11 protein-coding genes and 1 tRNA gene are annotated in these 16,648 nt (G+C 60.1%); 6 read left to right on the forward strand and 6 right to left on the reverse strand.

Annotated elements, in window-relative coordinates:
- Nucleotide 1: 1 nt before the first annotated feature.
- From IEX36_RS01830 to IEX36_RS01845, 4 genes are all read right to left on the reverse strand, one after another.
- The gene (locus IEX36_RS01830) at nucleotides 2-1,105 is read right to left on the reverse strand and encodes an ABC transporter permease (RefSeq protein WP_188757647.1); all 1,104 of its coding nucleotides are present in this window, start codon (nucleotides 1,103-1,105) and stop codon (nucleotides 2-4) included.
- Complete coding sequence (locus IEX36_RS01835; RefSeq protein ID WP_188757648.1) at nucleotides 1,105-2,397, reverse strand: ABC transporter permease; 1,293 nt, start codon at nucleotides 2,395-2,397, stop codon at nucleotides 1,105-1,107. Before IEX36_RS01835 ends, IEX36_RS01830 begins: the two co-directional genes overlap by 1 nt.
- A complete protein-coding gene (locus IEX36_RS01840; RefSeq protein WP_188757649.1) occupies nucleotides 2,398-3,669 on the reverse strand; it encodes a Fe-S-containing protein in 1,272 nt (423 codons plus the stop codon). It abuts the gene before it with no gap.
- Nucleotides 3,670-3,880: 211 nt separating this feature from the next.
- Nucleotides 3,881-5,155, reverse strand: coding sequence for a DUF3472 domain-containing protein (locus IEX36_RS01845; RefSeq protein ID WP_229668634.1), 1,275 nt, complete (start codon nucleotides 5,153-5,155; stop codon nucleotides 3,881-3,883).
- 144 nt (nucleotides 5,156-5,299) lie between these two features.
- Here IEX36_RS01845 and IEX36_RS01850 point away from each other — a divergent pair, with 144 nt between their 5' ends.
- From IEX36_RS01850 to IEX36_RS01875, 6 genes are all read left to right on the forward strand, one after another.
- Nucleotides 5,300-7,600 carry a glycosyl hydrolase family 95 catalytic domain-containing protein gene (locus IEX36_RS01850; protein ID WP_188757650.1) on the forward strand — a complete coding sequence of 767 codons (2,301 nt, stop codon included), beginning with the start codon at nucleotides 5,300-5,302 and terminating at the stop codon, nucleotides 7,598-7,600.
- Nucleotides 7,587-7,964, forward strand: coding sequence for a hypothetical protein (locus tag IEX36_RS01855; RefSeq protein WP_229668635.1), 378 nt, complete (start codon nucleotides 7,587-7,589; stop codon nucleotides 7,962-7,964). Before IEX36_RS01850 ends, IEX36_RS01855 begins: the two co-directional genes overlap by 14 nt.
- Nucleotides 7,965-8,089: 125 nt before the next feature.
- Entirely contained in the window at nucleotides 8,090-9,319 is a 1,230-nt protein-coding gene (locus tag IEX36_RS01860; RefSeq protein ID WP_229668636.1) for an efflux RND transporter periplasmic adaptor subunit, read from the forward strand.
- On the forward strand, nucleotides 9,320-12,469 hold the full coding sequence (locus IEX36_RS01865) for an efflux RND transporter permease subunit (protein WP_188757653.1): 3,150 nt from the start codon (nucleotides 9,320-9,322) through the stop codon (nucleotides 12,467-12,469). It abuts the gene before it with no gap.
- Nucleotides 12,466-13,779: a TolC family protein gene (locus tag IEX36_RS01870; RefSeq protein ID WP_188757654.1), complete on the forward strand. Its 1,314-nt coding sequence runs from the start codon at nucleotides 12,466-12,468 to the stop codon at nucleotides 13,777-13,779. The genes IEX36_RS01865 and IEX36_RS01870 overlap by 4 nt, the downstream gene beginning before the upstream one ends.
- A 399-nt stretch (nucleotides 13,780-14,178) precedes the next feature.
- Nucleotides 14,179-14,847, forward strand: coding sequence for an HD domain-containing protein (locus IEX36_RS01875; RefSeq protein WP_188757655.1), 669 nt, complete (start codon nucleotides 14,179-14,181; stop codon nucleotides 14,845-14,847).
- Between the two features lie 39 nt (nucleotides 14,848-14,886).
- On the opposite strand, the gene IEX36_RS01880 is transcribed toward IEX36_RS01875, so the two are convergent.
- A tRNA-Arg gene (locus IEX36_RS01880) sits at nucleotides 14,887-14,963 on the reverse strand.
- A gap of 61 nt (nucleotides 14,964-15,024) precedes the next feature.
- The gene (locus IEX36_RS01885) at nucleotides 15,025-16,614 is read right to left on the reverse strand and encodes a phytoene desaturase family protein (protein WP_188757656.1); all 1,590 of its coding nucleotides are present in this window, start codon (nucleotides 16,612-16,614) and stop codon (nucleotides 15,025-15,027) included.
- Between the last annotated feature and the right edge of the window lie 34 nt (nucleotides 16,615-16,648).

A 16,648-nucleotide genomic window follows, 5' to 3' on the forward strand; every position in this document is an offset into this window, starting at 1 on the left:
CTCATTCGCCTTTCAGCAGCGCAGCGGGTTGCAGGCTTCGCAAGACGCGCACAGGAAACAACGCGGCGATGGCCGCAATGACGATATTCAACAGCACGACCCACGGCAGTACGGAGGCGTGCGGCAGAGTGGCGGTGTGGAAGTTGGTCTCGCTGATGACCCATGCGGCTGCCGAGCCGATGATGTATCCGAGCACGACTCCAGCTATTGCCAGGGCGAGCGCTTCCAGAAGGAACAGCGCCATCAGGTGCGTCTGCGAGCCGCCGAGTGCTTTCATCAGCGCGAAGTCACGGCGGCGTTCGAGCACGCTGGCCGAGAGTGTCGCCAGTACGGAGACTGCAACCGTGAGGGCGATCAGGAGTACTGCGCCGTACATGAGCGCGTGCGTGCGGTCGACGATGCGCGACTCGCCTTCGACCAGCTCGCGGACCGGCTGCACCTGCACGTCTGGCAGTGCAGCACGGAGGCGAGCGATTGCTGCTTCAACTGTCTTGGCTCCACCGGGGATTTGGACTTCGATAACGCTTGGAGTCACGCCTGTCCACTGCGTGAACGTGGAGACAGGCATGTAGATGCGACTGTCTTCGTCGCCGCCGGTGCGCAGGGTGCCTGCGTCGTTGAGCGTGATGGTGTGCCCGTTGAAGGTAAGTTTGACGGCGTGCAGATCGGAGATGAAGTTGGCGGCGCGCTGGCCGATGAGTGCGGCGTTCGTGTCATTTGCGGAGGGCCATGCATCAACCTGCCACCACGAGTCGAGCTTTCGTACAGCAGCGAAGTCCGTGCCTGCGACGACGACCGACGTTCCTTTGTCGGTGGTTGCGACGGCATAGCCGAACTCAGCAGCAAGAGCGTCTTTGCTTGCGGCCTGTTGCACGAGCGCGAGTGCGTCGATAGGCAATGGCTTCGACGCTGGCGCTGTGATGACGACGTTTGCGCCGAAGCTGCGGAACTCTTTGTGGAGTTTTGCGTTCAGGTCGGCATACAACGTGAGCAGTGCGGTGGCGATTGCCGCTGAGACTGTCATGGCAACCAGTGCGGAAAGACTGCGTGCGCGGCGATGCACGAGCGATCGGCGCAACATTCCTGTGAAGCTCAACTGCGCCATCAGACGTCCTCCCGCAGAATCGTGGATGGATTGACGCGCAGAGCGGAGCGGATCGACGGAGTGCTTCCGGCGATTGCCACAACCAGTGCGAGCGCGACGACAACTGGGAGAAGCACTGGATTGAGCACGGCTGTGTGGCCGTCACCTGAGAAGATGTGCGCGCCGAGCCATGCGGCGAGCGCAGAGCCGAGGAGGTAGCCGAGCGCTCCTGCAAGCACAGCGAGTATCCCGGTTTCCGCGTAGAAGAGCAGCGCGATTGCGCCTTTGCTGGCGCCGAGCGAGCGCATCAGACCGATCTCGCCGCGGCGTTCGAGCACTGCGGTCGCCATCGCCGCGCTGACGGCGAATCCTGCGGCGAAGAGCGCAGCGGCGCTGATGAGCCACATGAGTCCGCTGATGCGTTCGAGCACGGTGCCTTCGCTCTGCTCGACGCGGCGCACCTGCTCGGCCTGCGCGCCGGGAATCGCTTCCATGATTTGATACGCAATGGAGTTCGCATACGGGCGGCAGTACCAGATCTCGTGCTCCTGCGGCGAGAGCGTGTCGGGATTCTTGCGTGCGAAGGCGTCTTCGGGTTTGGTGCGCGCGCTGACTTCGACGCGCGAGACTGCGTCTGGCAGGCCCGCGATATTCTGCGCAACGTCGAGAGGCAGGAGCATCTGCTTGTCGGTGTTGTCTCCGGTGGAGACGATGCCTGTGATGCGCAGCGTGCGGTTGCCAGCGCGGAGTGTGTCGCCGATCTTTGCGTGCAGGCTGGAGGCGAGCGCGCTGCCGAGGACAACATCCGTTCCGTTGGCATTGCTATTAGCTTCGCGAGGCCATGTACCGGCGAGTTTCCACCAAGGATGGAGTTTTGGCGCGCCCGTGACGAGCGAGCCTGGATCTTTTGTCAGTGCATGATGGAACCAGAGTCCCATTGCGTTTGCGTTGACGGTCTCGCCTGTCGGTGTCGTGATGTTGATCTGGAGCGGAAGGCTTGGACTGACACCAGTAATGTTGTTGGCCCAGAAGATTGTGTGCAGCTTTTTCAGGTCGCTCTCGTGCAGGTACGAGCCGCCGGTTGCGGGCTTGATGTCTGCGCCGCCGATCTTCACATCAAGCAGATCAGTCTTCGGGTAGACGACGATGTTTGCGCCGTAGACGGCAAGCTCTTTGTGGATGCGGTCGCCGATCGACGTTGCGAGCGCGAGCATCGCCGTGACCGCCGTCGTGCCCAGAAGGATGGCGATCCCGGCCAGCAGCTTGCGGCGGCGCTGGCGGCGAAAACTCTCCATGAGCAGGCGGAAGAACATTTATCTCTCAAAGGTTGGGGCGAGGGCGCGGAGGTCCGTTGCCTGGATGATGACCTGGCCTCCGCTGATGACGGAGTTCAGTGGGATAGGATTGCAGCCGCCGCGCTGGCCCATCGAGGCCGGATTGAGCGGCGAGGCGCACATCTTGCAGGTGATGCCCTGCTCGCCGATGTAGAAGCCGACGGGGCCGCAGATCTGGCAGGCGTCGGCTACGGAGACGATGTTGCCGTCGGGCTTCTTATAGAGCAGGAATCGGACTTCGACGCTCTTGCCTTTGTCGTCTTCGACGTGGACGCCGTAGCGATGGAGCTGGTCGTCGTTGATGGCCGAGGTTGGAACGGTGACCTGAGTGCCGACGAGCGTGACTGCGGTGGTCGGACTGAGCGCGGTGGAGCTTTTGGCGTAGATGAACTCCGCCGTGGAGAGGAAGATGAAGAGGAAGCTGGTGGCGACAACGGCGTTCATCCAGAGCTTCTCGCGGCGTTGCGTCCACTCGGCGCGGCGACGGTCGGCGGGCGAGGCGTTGGCGGGAAGCTCGATGGGTGTGCGGCGCTTGTATTCGAGCAGCACCATCAGGCCAGCGAGCGCGAGCATGGTGACGAAGAAGAAGAGATCGTTGCGGACGATGGGGCCGATCAGGCGCATCTCGGTGGTGCTGGAGGGCAGGACGCCGTTCTCGCTCAGCTCGTGCAGGCCGCTGACGACGAGTTGAAACGCGACGAAGTAGAGAATGACGGTCGTGACGCGGAAGAAGCGCTTCAGATTGATCTTCACGCTGCCGCGCACGAACAGCACGCCGAAGACGACAGCGACTGCGATGCCGAGCAGCGTGCCGGTAAAACTCAGCAGCTCGGTCGAGTTGAGCGTGACGGCGGCGAGGATCAGAACCGTCTCGGCGCCTTCGCGCAGCACCAGGAGGAAGACGAAGAAGAACAGGCCAATCTGCGAGACGTTTTCGCCGGTGAGCTTGGCGACCTTGGCCTCGATGTCGCCCTTCATGGTGCGGGCGGCGCGGTGCATGAACCAGATCATGCTGACGACGAAGACGGCGGCGGCCAGCATCACCCAGCCTTCGAAGATGTCGGTGTTGAAGTTGGCGCGGGACATGATGATAGCCCCGGCGACGGAGGCCGCGACTGCTGCGCCGAGCGCCCAGAAGACCGTCTTCTTCAGCTCGTTCCGGCCGATCTTCGTGAGGTAGGCAAAGATGATGCCCACGATCAGCGCGGCTTCCACGCCCTCGCGAAGAGTGATGATAAATGCCTGCAACATAAGGTCTTTCTCTTCCCCTGGAGCAGGCCGGAAGCAGAGTTCCGGACCGTCTCCATGGCCCTTGATGAATCTTTATTCCAATATCCAGTCTAATGCGGACTAAATTGGTCGTCAATTTTGAGGACTGGATTGGTCGGCGATTAGGGAAGAGTGGCCGGGATGCGTCTGCCTGCGTGGCAAACTTCCGCACCCCGGTCTCACTGCGTGTGAATCAGTCCTGCGGCAGCGTGATATCGGGCATCTTCCCGCTGGAGGGGCGAGTCAGCTCGTCGTTGTACTGGAAGGTTTCGGGTTTGAATCCTCCGTTGGTCAGGTAGAAGCGGTCGCCTGTAACTCCCGCGCCCCGGTCGATGCGGTCTTTATAAGCTCCGACGGCGGTGTGGGTGAATCGCGCTTTGGTCAGCTCGATCCAGTGTCCGTCGGTTGTCCTGATCCACTGATTGCCGAACTCTGCCAGACGCTGTAGCTGGCCGTTGGCCCCTTCGAAGTCTTCGTTGAACGAGTAAAGGTGGCTAAGGTAGTTTCCGTCTTTCGGAGCGCGGAAGCGGGCGATCATGCCCCAGCCGTGTTTCTCAGGGAAGTAGAAGTAGGCCGTGTAGATTGTGGTGGCGCCGTCCGGTTTGGCGTGGAGGAGAAAGCGATAGGTCTCGCCCGTCTTCCATGGATAGACGAGATGGCTGTGGCCGCCGGTGCCTTCGTTGCCAAAGCTGCCGGCAACGACATCCGGGCCTTTTGCGAGAAGCTGGACACGATTGTCCGTTGCAACCTTGCCGCGGTCGGTGTGCTCGTTGCCGGCGTCCCAGACGGAGAAGATGATGCGGCGCTCGGTTGGACTGTTGACCTGAATGCCAAAGTATCCGCGGGCGAAGCCGCACGCCTCGTAGTAGGACCAGATGGGGTCGGTCTTGACCGTCACCTCGTTGTAGAACCACTCCACCTGCGCTCCTGCGGGAGCCGGATAGTGCAGGTGCACTGACGGCGCTCCGCGCTGCGGGGTGAGGTTGAAGAGAGCGTCTTCCGCGGCAGGGCCTGCGAGGTCAAGCGCCTGGATATCGGCAAATACAGTGCCGGATTTTTTGATGCCCGTGAGAGCGAATTTGTATGGGCCGGTTTTATCGATGTGGATGGAGCCGAAGGATACGATGGCTGGGCTGGAGGTTCCTTTGACGGATTTGGTGGCCACGTTATGACCGCCAACCGTCAGGTGGATTTTGGACTTGCTGCCTTCAGGCACCTGTAAACGAATGGAGATGCTCAGCTTGCCAGTGCTGCGAATCTGGCCATACCACGCGACTGTGGTGGCAGGGTCGCTCCAGCCGGTAAGCGGGCTGTTTTCGGAGATATGCAGCGCTTCAGGGTTCGGCTCGGAGTAGGCGGTGAACCCTGGAACATCAAGCGAGGGAGTTTGACCCGCTGCAAATGAGACGATAGTGACGAGAAGGCAGAGCGCGAGCATGCTGCTCCAGCGCCGAGGATATAAGTTCATGCAGCACACTCCAGTCAGCCAGTGCGGGTTTTATTGCTATATATTTCGGTTGTTATTTATATCGAAATAAAACGCAAGGATATAATACTCGAAATTCCTGGGCGACGGTTCTTTCGTCGTAAATCCGCGTATTTGAGGAACTTGATGAGCAAGCCTGCGTCGTGGCGATTCGTAATCTGCGTTTGTACAGCATTCCAGTTGCTGACTGCGCCTGCATTTCTTCCTGCGCAGGAGCAGCCTTCAGGCCTGACCCTCAATCTTCCGGCTCCTGTCTCAACGTGGGAGAAGGGCATTCCGCTCGGCAATGGAATAACCGGTGGCCTGCTGTGGGGAGATGGCGGAACCGTGAATCTCTCGCTGGATCGCGGCGATCTGTGGGACCTGCGCGTGCCTGCCGTCTACCAGCGGCCCGACTGGACCTATGCCACGCTGGAGCGGCTGGTGCGCGCTGGTGATGAAAAACAGATCCATGCGATGTTCGACAATCCTTACGACGAGCTGGCCTATCCGACCAAGCTGAATGCAGGACGGCTTGTGCTTACGTTTCCGCAAGGGGAGAAGGCATCGCGGTTCACGCTGGACGCGCATCGCGCCGAGGGTGGCGTGGTGTTGAGTGAGGGGAAGGTTTCGGCCATCTTTGCAGCGACGCAGCCGGTGGCGTTGTTGCGGATCTCCGGTCCGGCTCCTGAGATCTCGCTGATGGATCCCTCGGGAGTGGTGGAAAAGCTCGGCTATGCTCCGGCTGCGCATGGCCAGTCTTCGGAGCGCGGCATCCATACGCGGTGGCTCGTGCAACATGCTGCTCTGGGCCTCGATTATGCAGTTGTGGTTGCGAGCAGAACTGAGCATGGCACGACGGAGATTGCAGTCGCTATTGTGTCGAATCGAGAGGGACGCGATCCGGTAGCGCTAGGCAAACGCCGCGTGGCGAAGGCGCTCAGTCGCGGATATGACGCGGTGCTCGCGGAGCACATGGCCTGGTGGAAGAATTTCTGGTCCACTTCGCAGGTCCGGGTTCCACAAGAGGACGTGCAGCAGCAGTATGTCCTCGACAAGTATTTTTATGGCTCGGCGTCGCGTGCGGATGCGCCTCCGATGCCTCTGCAGGGAGTGTGGACGGCGGACGATGGCGGGCTTCCTCCGTGGAAGGGCGACTATCACAACGACCTGAACACGCAGATGATGTACATCGCCGCTCCTGAGGCCGGCCTGTATCCCGAGGGCGAGAGTTTTCTGAACTTCAATTGGCGGCTCCTGCCGGTCTATCGAAACTTTGCGCGATCGTTCTATGGCGTGCCGGGTGCGATTGTGCCGGGTGTTGAAGCCATCAACGGAAAGCCGCTCGGTGGCTGGGCTCAATATTCCTTATCGCCAACAATGGGGGCGTGGGTGGCGCAGAGTTTTTATCTGCATTGGCGATACACGATGGACCCGGTGTTCCTGCGAACGCGAGCGTATCCCTTTGCGTCAGAGATTGGCACAGCTTTGCTTGCGCTGATGAAGCCCGGGCCTGATGGAAAGCTCGCACTGCCGCTGTCGAGCTCGCCGGAGATGTTTGACAACTCACTGAAGGCATGGCTTCCGCACACGTCTAATTTCGATCTGGCGCTGGAGCGTTGGCTCTATGGCGCGCTTGCGGAGATGGCCGATGCGCAGGGCGACACTGCTTCTGCTGCGCACTGGCGTGGAGTGCTGGACCGGCTGGGACAGCTTGATGTGATGAACGGAGCGTTAACAATTGCGCCGGGGATTCCGCTGCCTTTCTCGCACCGCCATCTTTCGAACCTGATGTCGATTTATCCGCTCGGCCTTGTGGATGTGGATTCGGAGCAGGGGCACGCGCTGGCCATGAACTCCATCGACGATTTTGCCTCCAAAGGCCACAGCGCATGGTTGGGCTACACGTACGGATGGCTCGCGTGCATGATGGCGCGAACAGGCAACGGTGACGGAGCGCTCAGGTATCTCGATGATTATCTGCGGGGCTTCATCTTTGAAAATGGCTTCCATGTGAATGGAGACCAGAGCCGCCTTGGGCTCTCTGAATCGCACTATCACCCGTTCACGCTGGAAGGAAATTTTCTGGCAATGCAGGCGGTGCAGGAGATGTTGCTGCAGAGCTGGGGCGGGGAAGTGCGCATCTTTCCTGCAGCGCCTTCGCAGTGGCAGAGCGCATCGTTTGAAGGGCTTCGCGCCGAAGGTGGTTATGTTGTTTCAGCCGAGCGACGCGACGGACACACGACGAGTGTCAGCATCACGGCGAGCGTCGACGGAATTCTGCGGCTGCGTGATCCCTTTGCGGGGTCGGGAAACGTCCAATGGAACAGGCCTGTGCAGCTCTCGGGAGAAATTTTGACGGTTCACATGACGAAAGGCCAGACACTCTCCGGCAGCACAGGACGACGCCAGGAGGCAGCCCCGCCCGGGCCCGATGCGCTACACTGATGCAGTGGACGTTCTTCCTCAATTGAACCGCCGTAGCGCGTTACGCTATGCGGTGGGAGCGATGCTGTGCTGGCTGCTGGTAGTGTATGCGGTCGGGGCAAAGCTGGCGCTCTATCATATCCACCAGCCTGGAGCGAAGTCTGTTGCTTCGACGAAGGCGTGGCAGGACCATGACATCAATGTGGTCTCTGCGGATGTTCAAATTGCTCCGGCGGTGACTGTTCTGCCGCAGGTGAGCGTTGGCGCTCTGCTGTTGGCGATGGCTTTCGCGACGGTGTGGGTGCTGCCTGTGGAGCGGAACGCCCCCACCATGGTTCTCGGATTCTCTCCGGAGCTTTCCGTCAGGCCTCCTCCGGCTGTTTAATGATTTCAATTTAATACCGTTCGCTTTTTGCCGCGTCTTCTGATCTGGACGCGGGGGTAGTGCGTGCTTCGGCAGGCACGGATTTTCTTCCACGTAAGCGGGTATTCATGATGAAAGTTTCTTCTTTGCAGACAAAGGTCTCGAAGGGTCTTTTGGCGCTGCCGTTGTTTCTTGTTGCCGGTTTGGGATGCAACCACTCGGATGCAAGCGCGAAGGATGCGGCCGCAACTTTGCCCATTGCTCCGGTTGTTACGGTAACGCGCGCCCCTTTGAACAACACGCTGGAGGTCGCGGGCGAGTTCATTCCATACCAGGAAGTGGAGCTCCACGCGAAAGTGGCCGGATACATCCGGCATATTAGTGTCGACATTGGCGATCGGGTGAAGGCCGGTCAGGTGCTGGCGACGCTCGATGTGCCGGAGCTTTCTGCGCAGGTGGCTGGCGCGAACGCCGGCGTTGCCCAGACGCGAGACCAGATTGCACGCGCGAAGAGCGACATTCTGAGCGCACAGGCGAACCACGATGCGCTCCACGCCGCGGCGAGGCGTTTGCAGCAGGCCTCGGCAGCGCGTCCGGGCCTGATTGCGCAGCAGGAGCTGGACGACGCGAATGCGAAGGACCGTGCAGCGGAGGCGGAGCTTGATGCCGCAAAGTCGACGCTTGCAGCGGTGGAGCAGCAGCTCGGCGTCTCGCAGGCAGACCAGCAGCGCTACTCGGCGCTGGAGGACTACTCGCACATCACCGCGCCGTTCACCGGAGTGGTGACATGGCGTTATGCCGATACCGGCGCGCTGATTCAGGCAGGCACATCGAACGAGAATTCGATGCCTGTCGTGAAGCTGGCCGAAGTGGACGTGCTGCGTCTGCGCCTGCCCGTGCCGGCGTCGCTGGCTTCGAGCGTGAAGATCGGCGATACCGCTACGGTGCACGTGCAGTCGCTGGGCTTGACGTTCCCGGGCAAGGTGACAAGAACGACCGATGCTTTGGATCTTGCGACGCGCACGCTGCAGGTGGAGATCGATGTCCCGAACAAAGACGGCAGGCTCCAGCCGGGCATGTATGCCGATGTGAAGCTGAACATCAATCGCACAGGCGACTCGATGGTGCTACCTGTGCAGGCTGTGGACATGTCAGGCGGATCTCCATACGTGATGCTGGTCGACCGCGACAACCGCGTGGAGAAGCATCCGGTGGAAGTGGGCGTTGCGACCGCGAACCGCACGGAGATTCTGAGTGGCCTTAATGCAGGCGATCGCGTAATCGCGACCAATCTGTCGGGCTATCAGACGGGCGAGACAATCGAGCCGAAGGTCAGCTCGATGATCGGCGCGGGCTCCCGCGTGGAGGGCAAATAGATGTCCAGTTTTGCTCTTCGTTATCCATTCTTCATCATCATGCTGTGCCTGATTATTGCCGTTGTCGGCTCGACGACGGTGGCGCGCATGCCCGTAGACCTTTTCCCGGACATCAACATCCCTGTAGTGGTTGTGGCGACGTTCTATAACGGCATGCCGCCGGAGGAGATCGAGTCCAACATCACCAATCCGTTCGAGCGGTTCTTCACGCTGGGCAGCGGTATCGATCACATCGAATCGCGCTCGCTGACGGGCGTGAGCCTCATCAAGGTGTACTTCCAGCCGGGCACAAATGCCGACGCGGCAGTGACGACCATCTCGAACCTTGCGATGGCGCAGTTGCGCCGTCTGCCGCCGGGCACGCTGCCGCCGGTGGTGCTGAAGTTCGACGCGTCGAGCCTGCCAGTGTGCCTGATTACGCTGAAAGGGCAAGGGCTGAACGAGACGCAACTGCACGACCTGGGGCAGTTCAACGTGCGCAATCAGCTTGCAGGCGTGCCGGGCGCATCGGTGCCGCAGCCCTTCGGCGGCAAGTATCGCCAGATTCAGGTGTACGTCGATCCGGTAAAGCTGGAAGCGCATCAGTTGAGCGCGATGGACGTTGTGCGCGCGGTGAACAAGGCGAACCAGATTCTTCCTGCCGGTGACGTGAAGATCGGCCCGAAGGACTTCAACATCTACACCAACTCGCAGTTCCCGAACGCCCAGGACATCGACGATATGCCGTTGAGAACGGTGGGCAACGGCCAGCTGCTCATCTCCGACATTGGCTATGCGAAGGACGACTCGGCAATTCAAACCAATATCGTGCGCGTCGATGGGCAGAAGTCGGTGTATCTGCCTATTCTGAAACAGGGCGGCGGAAGCAACACGATTGCCGTGGTGAACGGCATCCGCGACAAGCTCAAGCACCTCGTAGATATTCCGAAGACGCTCAAGTCCGACGTCGTCTTCGACCAGTCGGTGTTTGTGAAGACCGCGATCCGCAACCTGGGCAACGAAGGCGGCATTGGTCTGGTGCTGACCGGGCTGATGATCCTGATCTTCCTCGGCAATATGCGCGCGACGGTTGCCGTCATGTTGTCGATTCCGCTCTCGGCATTGGCTGCGTTTCTCGCCCTGAACATGATGGGCGGCACGATCAACTCGATGGTGCTGGGCGGACTGGCGCTGGCCTTCTCTCGACTGATCGACAACTCGGTGGTCGTGCTGGAAAACATCTTCCGACATTTGGAGATGGGCGAGCCTCCGGAAGAAGCTGCGGAAAAAGGCGGCCGCGAGATGGCGCTGCCGGTGTTGGCGGCGACGTTCACCACGTCGATCGTCTTCTTCCCGGTAGTGTTCCTCTATGGCGTCAGCCGCTTCCTGTTCACGGCGCTGGCGCTGGCAGTGGTGCTGTCGATGTTCGCGTCGTATGCGGTGGCGATGACGGTCGTGCCGCTGTTCTGCGCGAAGTACATTCGCAACGCGCACCACGAAGCGGGACACCACAGTGGTGGCAACCCGTGGCAGCGGTTTGTGCGCTGGTTCAATCGGCGTTATGACCGCACACTGATGCAGTACGACCGCTCCGTGCGCAAGAGTCTGCTGCGACCCGCGGCGACAGTGATCGGCATCATGGGCGTGTTCCTGCTCAGCCTTGGGCTGTTTCCGTTCCTCGGGCTTTCGTTCTTCCCGCGGACTGATCCTGGCCAATTCGTCATCAACGTGAAGGCGCCGACGGGCACGCGCATTGAGCTGACCGACAAATACATCGCGCGCGTGGAAGACGACATCCGTTCCGTTGTTCCACCGAGCGATCTGGGGATGATCGTCTCGAACATCGGCATCACTCCGGACTTTTCGGCGATCTACACCAGCAACTCGGGGCAGAGCACGGCGTTTGTTCAGGTGAGCCTCAAGACGGAGCATAAGCGCAGCAGCTTCGAGTACATGAACCTGGTGCGCGCGAAGCTGCGCAATGACCTGCCGGAGCTTTCAACGTACTTCCAGACGGGCGGTCTTGTAGACGCCGTTGTCAACCTCGGCCTGCCCGCGCCAATCGACATTCAGGTCGGCGGCAACGACATGAAGGAGGCCTACGCAACCGCGAACGAGCTGGCCACGAAGATTCGGCGGCTCAAAGGCGTCAGCGATGTGCTGATCCCGCAGGACATCGACTATCCGGGTCTGCAATTAAACGTGAACCGCGAGATGGCCGGCCGGCTCGGCCTCACGTCGAGCGAGATCGTCGATAACGTCATCACGGCGCTCACGTCGAACGGCATGATTGCGCCGAGCTACTACGTCGATCCGAAGAACGGCAACAACTATCTGCTCACGGTGCAGTTTCCCGAGACGGACATCAAGTCGATGACCGACTTCGAGGACATCCCGCTGATGTCGCACGACGGCACCCAGACGACCAATCTGGGCGCGGTCGCGAGCATCAAGCAGATCGATACGCCGACGGAGGTGGACCACTACCAGCTTCGGCGCGTGATCGATGTGTATGTGTCGCCGTCGGGGCAGGACCTCGGCGGCGTCGCCAATCGCGTGGACGATATCATCGCGCACACCAAGGTCCCGGAGAATCTGAACGTCACGGTGCGCGGGTCGGTCGAAGGCATGAGGCAGTCCTTTAAGAGCTTCGGCGTTGGACTGATTCTTGCCGTCGTGCTGGTCTACCTGATCCTGATGGCGCAGTTTGCATCGTTCGTCGATCCGCTCATTATTCTGCTTGCCGTTCCGCCAGGAATTACAGGCGTGATCGTTACGCTGCTGATAACGCACACGACGCTGAACGTCATGTCGCTGATGGGCGTGGTGATGATGACCGGCATCGTGGTATCGAACTCGATCCTGATCGTCGACGTTGCGCGCATCCTTCGTGGAGAAGGTATGCCAATCGATGAAGCGGTCGCCACGGCGTGCAGAATGCGCCTGCGGCCGATTCTGATGACGTCGCTGGCGACGGTGCTGGGCATGATTCCGATGGCCCTCGCACTGGAGGCGGGCAGTGAGCAGTACGCTCCGCTGGCGCGCGCCATCATCGGCGGCCTGATCGTGTCGGTGATTCTAACCGTCTACATCGTTCCGGCGGCGTATCTGTGGGTCCACCGGAAAGAAGAACGCAGCGTGGAAGTGATGGCGGGGGAGAGAGAGTCATGAGAGGATTTCAATTCGCTGTTGCACTTTCACTGATGATGGCGATTCCACTCGGTGCGCAGATGGGCAATCCACCTGCGCCCAGTGCGCCACCACAGACGCTGACGATCTCGCAGGCGGAACAGATCGCAATCAGGAACAACCCACGCATGGCCGTCTCGCGCCTGCTCGCACTGGCGCAGGGTCAGGTAAAGCGCGAGGTGCAGTCTGCCGAGTTGCCCACGGTGGGCGTCGATCTGACTGCCGTGGATTCACACAATGGCAGCCGCATTACGGCGGGTGGGTTGAACAACCCGACCGTCTATCAGCGCGCTGCTGCAGGAGCTACGCTTCAGCAACTCATTACAGACTTCGGCAGGACACGCAACCTCGTAGCCAGCTCGCAACTGCAAACCCAGGCCGCGCAGAGTGCGCAAATGGCAACGTCTCAGGACATTACCTTTGCTGTGGACGAGGCGTTCTTTCACGCACTGAGCACACAGGCTGTGCTGAGGGTGGCGCAGGAGACCGTAGATGCGCGGCAGACAACAGCAGACCAGGTCTCGGCATTGACGGGGGCAAAGCTGAAGTCAACGCTCGATCAGAGCTTTGCCAACGTCGATCTGGCGCAGGCGAAGCTGCTGCTGGTAGACGCGCAGAATGATAACGAAGATGCGATGGTTGTATTGAATGCGCTGCTGGGCAACGAACGTGCCGTCACGTATTCGCTGGTGGACGAGACGCCGAACGCTCCCAGGCCTGCTCCCGATGACGCAGAGCCGCTGGTTACGCTCGCGTTCAAGCAGAGGCCCGACCTGCTCTCGCTCAACGAGCAGTATGCTGCGGCGCAGAAGTACAGCAAGGCCGAGCACGACCTGTGGATGCCGACGGTTTCAGCGCTCGGTGTCTCGGGCGATGCTCCTGTGCGTGCCGATCAGATCACGACACCGTGGTATGGAGCGGTCGGTGTCAACGTGAACATTCCTGTCTTCAACGGCTTTCTCTACTCGGCGAGAGCAAAAGAAGCAGACCTGCGCGCCAGCGCTGCCGACCAGCAGGTACAGTCGCTGCGCCAGACCATTGCACGCGATGTAAGGACGACGGTGCTGGAAGCGCAGTCCAACTTCCACCGCATTGCTGTGACGCAGCAGCTGGTGAATGAAGCGAACTCTGCGTTTGACCTTGCGCAGACCCGCTACAAGATCGGCCTCTCTTCGATCGTCGAACTGACTCAGGCACAGTTGGTACAGACGCAGGCGCAGATTGCTTACGTCAACGCTCGCTATGCCTATCAGGGGTCGCTGGCTGCTCTGCGATTCCAGACCGGCCAGTAGCTCGCTTGAATGCGCCGCGGGCCATCTGGTTCGTAGATTTGTATGCAGTTGGAAACCCGCTGTATACACAAGTTTTCACTGACAGGGAAAATGACTGGATGCCCGGCGGCAAAAGCCGGCCTCATTTGGGATGGTAATAGCTTTATTTTGAGTGCGATGCGAGAGTAGCGCCAGCGCTCTTCATCCTGGCCTTTTAGCTCGGGGTTTGGAAATCAGAATGCTAGAACTTATGGCAGCCTCATGTGTAATGTGGAGGAACGAGTGTCCGTAGAGACGCTGTGATTGAGCAAAGGCCAGAATGGGACTGCATGTGTCTGGCGGCTTGAAGTAGATAAAATAATACGAATCCATCCGTAGGGATATGTAGAAACAATCGAACACCGGCCCTCAGGTGCTGCCATGCAACTCGTTGAAGCCTTCAAACTCGCCTTTGAGATTCACGGCAACCAGCGCGACAAGACAGGTGCGCCCTATCTCTTCCACGTAATGCGCGTGGCGATGGCAATGAAGACCGATGAAGAGCGTGTGGTTGCCCTGCTCCATGACGCGGTGTCGTCCGCGTTGACGCTGGAGAGCCAAGTCGATCTGGTGCGGAAGATCCGGCTGCACTTTGGCGATGCAACCGTCAAAACGGTACTGCGGCTCACGCGCAATGAGAACGAAGCCTACATGGATTACATCCGTCGCTTAAGCACGGACAAGTTGGCCGTGAAGGTAAAGTTGGCTGACCTGGCCGACAACATGCTCGACGAGCGGCTGGACCTCATACCTGACGTGGAAGCAGAGCGTCTGCGCGCGATGTATGGCCCCGCATACCTCTTCCTGGGTGGCGACATGAAGATCGAGGCCTACGGTCACGAACACACCATGGCTGAGCGTGAGCAGGCGATTGAGGACAGCATGGCGTTGCCGCGGCGAACTTTCCCTGAGCAATGCTGTGCAGAGTGCCACGGGCCACTGGACGGCGCGTTTATGAAACGGACCCCTGAAGGCGGAGCGGTTGTCTGCTCGAAGTGCTTCACGCCAGTCTCGAACATCATCGAAATGCCGCTCACGCCGGAGCAGTAATCTCAGCGAAACTTATTTAGGATATTGGCGGGAGAGAAGTGGTGCGCCCGGAGCGATTCGAACGCCCGACCTACTGGTTCGTAGCCAGTTGCTCTATCCAGCTGAGCTACGGGCGCACATTGCGTTAGAGGCAACTATGTAAGAATACTGGAATTTCCTGCCCAACGCAAACGCGCTTCACCGCGTCATGTCCTTCAGCACGGCCATCGCTGCATTGCGTCCGTTGATGCCAATGACGCTGCCGCCGGGATGCGTCGAGGCCCCGCACAAATACACGCCGGGCATAGGCGTGCGCGTTGCAAGCCGGTTCGACCACATGTACTCAGGCAGGCATTCGCCCTGAAAGATATGTCCTCCGGTGAGCCCAACCTTGCGCTCAATGTCAGGCGGCCCAAGCACCTGTGCATCGATCACCGCGCCATCGATATTGGAGCAGAAGCGCGCGAGTGAGCGGAGCGCAAGCCGGCGAACCTCATCGCGCCGCTCATCCCACGAACCGAGCGAAAATTTGTAGGGAACATACTGCGCGAAGACGCTCATCGTGTGCTGTCCGGCAGGCGCGACCGATGCATCGTGGACACTTTGAAAGTAGAGCTCGCACCAGAGGTGTTCGGGCAATTCGCCGCGCCTCGCAGCAGCAAACCCGGACCTCCACTCGGCTTTCGTAAGCGGAGCATTAATCTGGCCGTAGTGGTGCGGACGATCCACGCCGGGACGAGCCGTGAAGTCAGGCAGCTCGCGCAGCAGCACGTTGAGCTTAACGGTGCATCCCTCGATAGGAATACTCTCGACGCGCTCGCTCCAGGCAGAATCAGCCGCATCACCGAGCAGCCTTTGCGTCTGGCGCGGGTCTGCATTTGAGATGACGACCGGCGCGAAGATGCGCTCGCCGCCTTCGAGTTCGACCCCTTCGGCAGGGACGATCCGTGCGACAGGAACTCCGGCAGCGACAACGGCGCCGGCCTCACGCGCAGCATCGCAGAAGTAGAACGAGACCATGCCCATGCCGCCTTTCACATAGCCCCACATGCCAGGCATTCCACCAAGCCTCCCTGAGGCATGATGGAAGCGAATCGAAGCCGTGCCTCGATCAAACGGGCTGGCGTTCGTGCCGATAACCCCCTGGCCGAGATAGGCCGTCTGCAGGCGCTCATCGGAGAGATAGTGTTCGACGAACTCCGCCATCGACCAATCGAAGAGCACATGCTTTGCCTCTTCATCGGAGCCGAGCCGCTCTTCGATCTCGCCGCGCGCAGGAGGCTCACCAATCCACAAATCTTCACCGACTTCTGGCCGCAGAACATCGCGTAGCCTGCGGATGACGTCGTTCATCGCGCGCCAGCCTTCCACATCGCGCGGAGCAAAGGTGCGAATCTCCGTTTCGCAAAGCTGGTCGTCGTCCCATAGCTGCACGCTGGAGCCATCAAGGAAAGGAACGAAGAGACCATTGACTGCGGGCGTCCATTCGAAGCCACGCGCAGGCAGATTCAGCTCAGAGACAACAAGCGGATGGAGCAGTCCCGCAAGATACGCGCAAGGCGACATGTGAACGCCGGGGAAGGGCTCCTCAATGGTGCAGGCGCCGCCTACGCGGCTGCGGCTCTCCAACACAAGCACTCGCCTGCCGGCCCGCGCCAGATACGTGGCACAGGCAAGGCCATTGTGCCCCGCGCCAACGATGATCACATCCCAGCGGCGCGACGCCAGTTCATGAATGGGCGCAGGCAGACCAATTTCACCGAGCACTGCGGCTGTAGGCGAGCTCATCGTGACAGTATCTATATCGCAAGCAGGCGAGGGA

Origin of the sequence: Edaphobacter acidisoli, from assembly GCF_014642855.1 — a bacterium.
In the GTDB taxonomy this organism is placed as follows: domain Bacteria; phylum Acidobacteriota; class Terriglobia; order Terriglobales; family Acidobacteriaceae; genus Edaphobacter; species Edaphobacter acidisoli.

Coding starts and splice junctions, on each gene's coding strand:
- IEX36_RS01830 (WP_188757647.1), bottom strand. CDS start 1,105: ATGGCGCAGTTGAGCTTCACAGGAATGTTGCGCCGATCGCTCGTGCAT.
- IEX36_RS01835 (WP_188757648.1), bottom strand. CDS start 2,397: ATGTTCTTCCGCCTGCTCATGGAGAGTTTTCGCCGCCAGCGCCGCCGC.
- IEX36_RS01840 (WP_188757649.1), bottom strand. CDS start 3,669: ATGTTGCAGGCATTTATCATCACTCTTCGCGAGGGCGTGGAAGCCGCG.
- IEX36_RS01845 (WP_229668634.1), bottom strand. CDS start 5,155: ATGAACTTATATCCTCGGCGCTGGAGCAGCATGCTCGCGCTCTGCCTT.
- IEX36_RS01850 (WP_188757650.1), top strand. CDS start 5,300: ATGAGCAAGCCTGCGTCGTGGCGATTCGTAATCTGCGTTTGTACAGCA.
- IEX36_RS01855 (WP_229668635.1), top strand. CDS start 7,587: ATGCGCTACACTGATGCAGTGGACGTTCTTCCTCAATTGAACCGCCGT.
- IEX36_RS01865 (WP_188757653.1), top strand. CDS start 9,320: ATGTCCAGTTTTGCTCTTCGTTATCCATTCTTCATCATCATGCTGTGC.
- IEX36_RS01870 (WP_188757654.1), top strand. CDS start 12,466: ATGAGAGGATTTCAATTCGCTGTTGCACTTTCACTGATGATGGCGATT.
- IEX36_RS01875 (WP_188757655.1), top strand. CDS start 14,179: ATGCAACTCGTTGAAGCCTTCAAACTCGCCTTTGAGATTCACGGCAAC.
- IEX36_RS01885 (WP_188757656.1), bottom strand. CDS start 16,614: ATGAGCTCGCCTACAGCCGCAGTGCTCGGTGAAATTGGTCTGCCTGCG.